Here is a 7,135-nt window from a genome sequence, read left to right as displayed (position 1 = left end):
ATACCCAGATACCAGCCTTTATACACATCACTTCAGCTTCGGTCAACGATGTCAATGCGATGGATCATATCGTTTATGAGGAAAACGCTTATTATATTTTTGACCGTGGTTATGTTGACTTTTCAAGGCTATATGCCATAACCCAACGAAAAGCCTACTTTGTGATCCGGGCTAAATCAAGTTTGAAATATCGCAGGATATATTCTGCCAAGGTTGATAAAACCACTGGTGTGCTATGCGATCAAACTGGAAAGTTGACCGGCTTTTACACTGCTAAGGATTACCCTGAAAAACTGCGGAGGGTAAAGTATTACGATCAGGAAAGTGACAGAACATTCGTGTTTCTGACTAATAATATGGAAATCACCGCAGCACAGGTAGCACTACTTTACAAAAATCGCTGGCAAATAGAGTTATTCTTTAAATGGATAAAACAGCACTTGAAGATCAAGTCCTTTTGGGGCACTTCTGAAAATGCTGTTCGTATTCAACTCTATACCGATATTATAACTTACTGCCTCGTGGCAATCATAGCTGAAGATCTTAAAACAGGCAGATCAACCTACGAAATACTACAGGTAATTAGCATATCATTACTGGATAAAACACCTGTAAATGAGCTGCTTAAAAAAATAGATTACAAAGATGTCAAAGAACTAAATTATAATCAACTATCACTCAGCTTATTTTAAGTGGACAGTTGTGTCCCATTAAGGCAGAATACTTGCGGTAATTAAACAAGGTATACAAAGCGCTGTTCAACGAGGCATACTTCTGCGCTTGTTTTAAATATCTTATGAATACGTAGGCAGCCGGTTAAACTGCAGTTGAAAAAGAAAGGCCTTAAAGAAGTATTTGCTGCCGACGCGGATAAACTGAATAAGTTTATGTCGACAGCTGGATTTGATGATATTGACGACAATTATCTGAAACTGTTAGGACAAACGATGAATAAGTAATTGTTATTGACTTCGTTAAACAAGAAACAATAAAAGCCGCTATTCTTTTAGCGGCTTTTATTGTTTTGTAAAATTTACTTTATGACAAATCAGCTGTTTGACCGGTGTATGTAACCGTAGTTCCGTCATTCTTTACAATGGTAACAGTAACGTTAAATATAAATTTGTTACTGGTGGTGGTATAAGTGCCAACAGCTAATTTGCAGCCGCTGTCGGTTATTTTTGTGATTTTACCATCGGCTCCATATATGTGGTAATAGAGGTTCGGATTTTCGGGATGAGGTACACCTCCAAGAAAAATTGGATTTGCAGTTGAAGGTCGTTGTGCCGCAGGTAGGGGATAGCTATGAAATATCTAAATTACCGTTGAATATAAAGGATGTACCGTTTGCCCGATAAACAGTTATCGAAACGTGGTAAATGTTTCCTCCAATAAACGAGTATGATCCTGACGAGAAACCACCCGACATTCCTTGCTCTGTACCATTCTTAAATATTTTGGTAACGGTGATATTGCCGTTAACACCGTAAACATCGTACACGATGGTGTTATCATTTGGGTCTGGAACAGCGCCAACAAATTTAGGGGGAGCTGGCGCAACTGGTGTTGGGGTAGGATAATCAACAGAAGCTAACGCCCAGTGCGATCCGGTAGTAACCCGTATTAATTTCCCTGTAACGCTTATGTATCCACCCATTCCTGATGTGTAAGAGTCTTTTATATAATCAGATGCCAAAGGAACTTGTGTTTGGCCGCCAAGCTTTTCATAATTATCGCGCGCTTTCATGTAGCTATCTACATCTTTTTGAAATGCCTGAAAGTCGGGTAAAACAATAGTTCCTATTGATAAAATGAAAAAGTCTTGCCCCGCAGCAACATAGGATGAAATCATGTTTCCATTACTATAGACTCCGTAGGATGCGTTTAATCCTGGAATTCCATTTATTAGAGTCGGATAGCCAGCCTGATACCATATTGGACTTCCAGTCATTTTAACTTCTGCCCCCGACCAAGTCGCCTTATAAGTATCAAAGTTTTCACCTGGTTGCCTCGGTTGCAATATTAAGTCGGCATAATGGTACGTCGGCTGCGCTACGTTTGTTTTCAACTTGTCTTTACCGGTAGTTACAACTTCAGGTTTAAGTTCATTTTTCGAGCACGAAGTAAACGCCGCGGTTACCAGCAGCAATGCCCATAATACTTGTTTTTTCATAATGATTTGTGATATTTATTTTTTATGAAAAATACAATATTATGTTAGCTATCAGGAAGTATTTTAAAGGTTAACTTAAATATGATTTATGAATGACTTTTAAACTTGTGATTATTTTATTTTCACGAAATGGTGTTATTGTATAGGTGCCTATAGCAACGCGAAAACAGTACGCATATGCTAAAATATCTTAAATAAAATCAACCTGACCCCGTTCTTCATCAACCCTTAAACTGACCCTCCGCCCCAACACCAGGCTATTATTATCCGGGATATGCCCCGCCGGGAAATCAAAGCATACCGGGTAGTCATATTCTTTAACCACATCCATCACCATTTCGGGTACAGTTTGGCCAAAGGGTATGTCATTGTCCTTCATGCCTGAAAAGCCACCGACTATAAGCCCGGCCAGGTCGGAGAGTTTTCCCGCCCGCTTCAGCATCCGCAGCATCCTGTCTACCGAGTATAGGTATTCACCCACATCCTCAATAAATAATATTTTCCCGGTATAATTTAGGTCTGATACGGAGCCAGCGGCAGCAACCAGCAACGATAGGTTGCCGCCAATAAGTATAGCATTTGCTTCGCCGCTACGGTTAACACCGGTCGAAATAAATTCATAATGCAATGGTTCCCCAAACAAGGCCTTTCTTAACGTATCCAACGAATGCCTGGTAGCGTCAGGAATGTTGATGGGCATTTGCCCGTGGATGCTTTGCATGCCGTAATTAGTAAAAATATGGGTATGCAGTATAGTAATATCGCTAAAGCCGATAAGCCACTTAGGGTTGGTGGCAAGTCGGTCGAAATCCACTTTGTCAATCATCCGGATAGCGCCATAACCTCCCCGGGCAGCTATAATGGCTTTAATGTTATCATCATCAATAAAACGTTGCAGATCGCGCGCCCGCAACTCATCATCGCCGGCAAATTGATGATAGGATGCCTCAACCGTTTCACCTAAAACAACTTCAAGCCCCCAGCTTTGCAACAGCGCTATGGCATCAGTCATGGGTTCGGGTAATTTTTTTGCCGGGCAGGTGATGGCAATTTTGTCGCCTTTTTTCAAAAACGGGGGCTGGACGGAGTTTGGAAGTCCGTAAGTCCGTAAGTCCGTAAGTCCGTAAGATTTTATATTATTATTAAGATTATCCATTACGTTATAAAAAAATGGGTTCGGCTTCCGGACTTTACTGACTTTCCGACTTTCGGACATCCAACTACCTCACTCCCGTATAAATCAATTATCTTTGCACACTATTTACCAAGGCGATATTTAATGTCACAACTCAACAAATATAAACGATTCACCATTACTTCGGCCCTGCCTTATGCCAACGGGCCATTGCACATCGGTCACCTGGCAGGCGCTTATTTGCCTGCCGATATTTTTGTGCGCTATTTGAGGCTCAAAAAAAAGGATGTGGTGTATATCTGCGGCTCGGACGAGCATGGCGCAGCCATCACCATCAAAGCCAAAAAGGAAGATACCACGCCACAGGCTATCATTGATAAATACCACAAACAGATCAAAGAAAGTTTTGAGGAATTTGGGATAGCGTTTGATATTTACCACCGTACGTCATCGCCTATTCATCACGAGTTAAGCCAGGAGTTTTTCCTGAACCTTTACGAAAAGGATGAGTTTGTTGACAAATTTTCGGATCAATATTTTGATGAGGATTACCAGCAGTTCCTGGCCGACAGGTACATTATCGGTACATGCCCTAACTGCGGCAATGAAAATGCCTATGGCGATCAGTGCGAACGTTGCGGCACATCACTCAATCCAACCGACCTGATCAACCCGATCTCGACCTTGAGCGGCAAAGCCCCGGTATTGAAATCGACTAAACATTGGTACCTGCCCTTAGATAAATACCAGCCGTGGCTTGAACAGTGGATTGATGCCAAGGAAGGCAGCTGGAAAGTGAACGTATTCGGGCAGTGCAAATCCTGGCTTAAATCGGGCCTGCAACCCCGCTCCATGACCCGCGACCTGGACTGGGGCATTGATGTGCCCCTGGCCGAAGCCAAAGGAAAAAAGCTTTACGTTTGGATGGACGCCCCGATAGGTTATATCTCGGCCACTAAACAGTGGGCTATCGATAATAATAAAGACTGGAAGCTATACTGGAAAAAACAGGCCGATGAGCAGGACAATGCCTGTTTGCTGCACTTTATTGGTAAGGATAATATTGTATTCCACTGTATTATTTTCCCATCTATCTTACACGCCCACGGCGAATACATACTGCCGCAAAATGTTCCGGCAAACGAATTTTTGAACCTGGAGGGCGATAAGCTTTCAACCTCGCGTAACCACGCCGTTTGGCTGCACGAGTATTTGGAAGAATTTCCGGGTAAACAGGATGAGCTGCGTTATGTACTAACCTCTATCCTGCCCGAAACAAGCGACAGCGAATTTACCTGGAAAGATTACCAGGCCCGTGTTAATAATGAGCTGGTAGCTATCCTGGGTAATTTTGTAAACAGGGTAATGATATTAATGCATAAGTTTTACGATGGTAAAATTGAAGCTGATACTGACCGGATCGGGTTTACCGACGAAAGCCTGAGCAATAGCATAGCTGAATATTACAACGAGATTGAGAAAAACCTGGAAGCCTATCGTTACCGCCAGGCATTGCAGGCGGTGATGGATATCGCCCGTTCGGGTAATCGCTATCTTACCGAAAAAGAGCCCTGGAAAGCCATTAAGGCAGATCCGGCATCGGCTAAGGATGCGTTGCATAACTGTTTGGTGCTGATTGGCCATCTGGCAACTGCCGCGCAGGCATTTTTACCGGGCACTGCTAAAAAGATAATTGGTATGCTTAACCTGCCGAATGAACCGATTGCTTACGACCAGGAAATGTATTTTAATAACGGCCACCGGTTAAACCCGCCTGCATTATTGTTTGAAAAGGTAGAGGATGATATGATCGAGGCGCAACTTAAAAAACTGGCCGATAAAAAAGCAGCTGCCGCGCCCCCTAAATCAATTGACGTTCAACCTGCAAAAGAGAACGTTAATTACGAAACCTTTGCCGCAATGGATATCCGTACGGGCACTATTTTAACTGCTGAAAAGGTTGCCAAAACCAAAAAGTTGCTGAAGCTGACCATAGATACCGGAATTGACGAGCGCACCGTGGTATCAGGCATCGCCGAATACTATGAACCGGAGAACATCATCGGCCAAAAAGTAAGCATCCTGGTAAACCTCGAGCCGAGGGAAATTAAAGGGATCGTATCGCAAGGCATGATCCTGATGGCAGAAAACAGCGAAGGCAAGCTAAGCTTTGTAGTCCCTAACGAAGATTTTCATAATGGTGCGGTAATCCGGTAGATGTGCGGATTTAAGATGTGCATATGTGCAAATGAAACATGATTTAAATTTTGAATTTTAGGGTGTGATTTTTCATTGAAAAATTGCACCTTTGCAAACTAAATAAAATACCGGCCTTTAAAAAGCCGGTAATGGTCCCGTAGTTCAACGGATAGAATAGGAGTTTCCTAAACTCTAGATATGAGTTCGATTCTCGTCGGGACCACTGAAGAATCTCATCCATGGAAACACAAGATGGGGAAAATTATTAAAGCCTCCAGATGAAAATTTGGAGGCTTTTTTTAACCTTTTTCTTCTTTATTCTTGATCTTTTAAAGAGGGTGGTTCATGGAGAGCCACTTCCCAGTCTTCGAATGGAGGGGTAACTTTAAAAGAAGGATCACAATATGATCGCATATAGTCTGTCGCTCTTTTTTCAGCAGGTTTAGCATTTAATACTTTTCCGGTGTCATCTAATTCAATCACATTGGCGTAAATAGCAAACACCTGCTCAATAGCGCCTGGTTCGTTACCGTATAGAGATAGATAATCTACTCCCTCGAGAGTATATTGACTGCCGCTTGCCATAAAATAGGCGAACGTTCTCAGTGCTCCGCTAAAAGAATTACTCAATTTTATAACGAAGTAAATCTATGATTTTTTGTTCGCTAAGCCACATTAGCTATTTGTCTTTTTAGTAGATATTGCCTTTAACCTCATAGCAAAACCAAATAACCATAATAAGAGTTCGGTTTTTTTAGCCTAAGGATTACGAAGAAGCTACAGTATGTCAAGCATGGTAGCGTTATGCAATAACCACTAGTCGAAGGATTTAAACCTGTTGCGGTGCGCCAGGGCTTATGTATTTAATAGGGGGAAGCTAATGGCGTACCAAGGAATATGTCGACTACTGTGCAGATATAGTTTTTACGGTTGTTTGGGGTTGCAAATTGACTGCTATTCATAGGGTGTTGGTCGGGATTGCCGTTATAAATGCATTGGAAAGGGGTATTCCCATCTATTTAGGAAATTTTTCCATTTGTTTACCAGTGTGTTAAGTTAACATTAAGGGAAATATCGAATAATAATTTGGAGAGAGTTAAAAAGAGTGTACCTTTGCAGCCCCGCAAATGAGGAAACGGAATAGCGCGGATGTTCATTAAAAGGTTAACAGTGTTGAATAGAAAAAGTTCAAAAAAAAGTTGAAAAAACTTTTTGTTAGCTAAGAAAAAATTCACACCTTTGCAGCCCGCAAACGAGGAAGAGAAGAGAGGGGAGGCGGTTCAAAACTTGGAAATAAAAAATAAAAAAAAGTTTTGGAAATAAAGAAAAGGTTGTTACCTTTGCAACCCCGAACGGAAGGGAGCTTGAAAGAGCGAAAGAAGTTGAGGCTAAGCGAGTTTAGCTGATAAGAAAGAAGGAAGTTTAACATGCTTCGAGGCAAAAAGTGAAAGGGAGCGATTCCCGCGCTGAAAAAATTGACAAATCAAACCGGTTAAAGCCGGAGATTATATAGCTGAACTGAGAAGGGAAGCGAATAAGTTCTTTTAAGAAATGGAAATCATGTAGCGTAACGGGAGGTGAGCGGAGGCTAAGGCCGAAGTAAACCGAAGAGTTACAAAACAAGCGGA

At 41.9% G+C, this 7,135-nt stretch carries 6 protein-coding genes and 1 tRNA gene; 4 read left to right on the top strand and 3 right to left on the bottom strand.

The genetic code is table 11. From position 1 onward, the window contains the following. Positions 1 to 692: IS4 family transposase (locus LX99_RS25175; RefSeq protein ID WP_146203231.1), on the top strand; the 692-nt coding region annotated here is incomplete at its 5' end. Between the two features lie 135 nt (positions 693 to 827). Further along, positions 828 to 959, top strand: coding sequence for a hypothetical protein (locus LX99_RS26335; protein ID WP_281271007.1), 132 nt, complete (start codon positions 828 to 830; stop codon positions 957 to 959). Between the two features lie 344 nt (positions 960 to 1,303). On the opposite strand, the gene LX99_RS25170 is transcribed toward LX99_RS26335, so the two are convergent. Beyond that, positions 1,304 to 2,173, bottom strand: a complete 870-nt coding sequence (locus tag LX99_RS25170) for a hypothetical protein (RefSeq protein ID WP_109611101.1) — start codon at positions 2,171 to 2,173, stop codon at positions 1,304 to 1,306. Positions 2,174 to 2,363: 190 nt separating this feature from the next. Continuing rightward, positions 2,364 to 3,329, bottom strand: a complete 966-nt coding sequence (locus LX99_RS25165; protein ID WP_109611099.1) for a S66 peptidase family protein — start codon at positions 3,327 to 3,329, stop codon at positions 2,364 to 2,366. 123 nt (positions 3,330 to 3,452) lie between these two features. Here LX99_RS25165 and metG point away from each other — a divergent pair, with 123 nt between their 5' ends. Together metG and LX99_RS25155 are read left to right on the top strand one after the other, a co-directional pair. Next, positions 3,453 to 5,525: a methionine--tRNA ligase gene (gene metG, locus LX99_RS25160; RefSeq protein WP_109611096.1), complete on the top strand. Its 2,073-nt coding sequence runs from the start codon at positions 3,453 to 3,455 to the stop codon at positions 5,523 to 5,525. Between the two features lie 133 nt (positions 5,526 to 5,658). Continuing rightward, positions 5,659 to 5,730, top strand: a tRNA-Arg gene (locus LX99_RS25155). A 92-nt stretch (positions 5,731 to 5,822) separates the two neighbouring features. On the opposite strand, the gene LX99_RS25150 is transcribed toward LX99_RS25155, so the two are convergent. Then, positions 5,823 to 6,137: a DUF7677 family protein gene (locus LX99_RS25150; protein ID WP_456238161.1), complete on the bottom strand. Its 315-nt coding sequence runs from the start codon at positions 6,135 to 6,137 to the stop codon at positions 5,823 to 5,825. Positions 6,138 to 7,135: the final 998 nt, after the last annotated feature.

Source organism: Mucilaginibacter oryzae (genome assembly GCF_003148845.1).
In the GTDB taxonomy this organism is placed as follows: Bacteria; Bacteroidota; Bacteroidia; order Sphingobacteriales; family Sphingobacteriaceae; genus Mucilaginibacter; species Mucilaginibacter oryzae.
The sequence above is the reverse complement of the archived record's forward strand: the minus strand, read 5'-3'. Positions and strand labels throughout refer to the sequence as shown.

Bases quoted from the DNA above. Each gene is read 5' to 3' on its own strand.
- LX99_RS25170 (WP_109611101.1), bottom strand. From the start codon at position 2,173: ATGAAAAAACAAGTATTATGGGCATTGCTGCTGGTAACCGCGGCGTTT.
- metG (WP_109611096.1), top strand. From the start codon at position 3,453: ATGTCACAACTCAACAAATATAAACGATTCACCATTACTTCGGCCCTG.
- LX99_RS25165 (WP_109611099.1), bottom strand. From the start codon at position 3,329: ATGGATAATCTTAATAATAATATAAAATCTTACGGACTTACGGACTTA.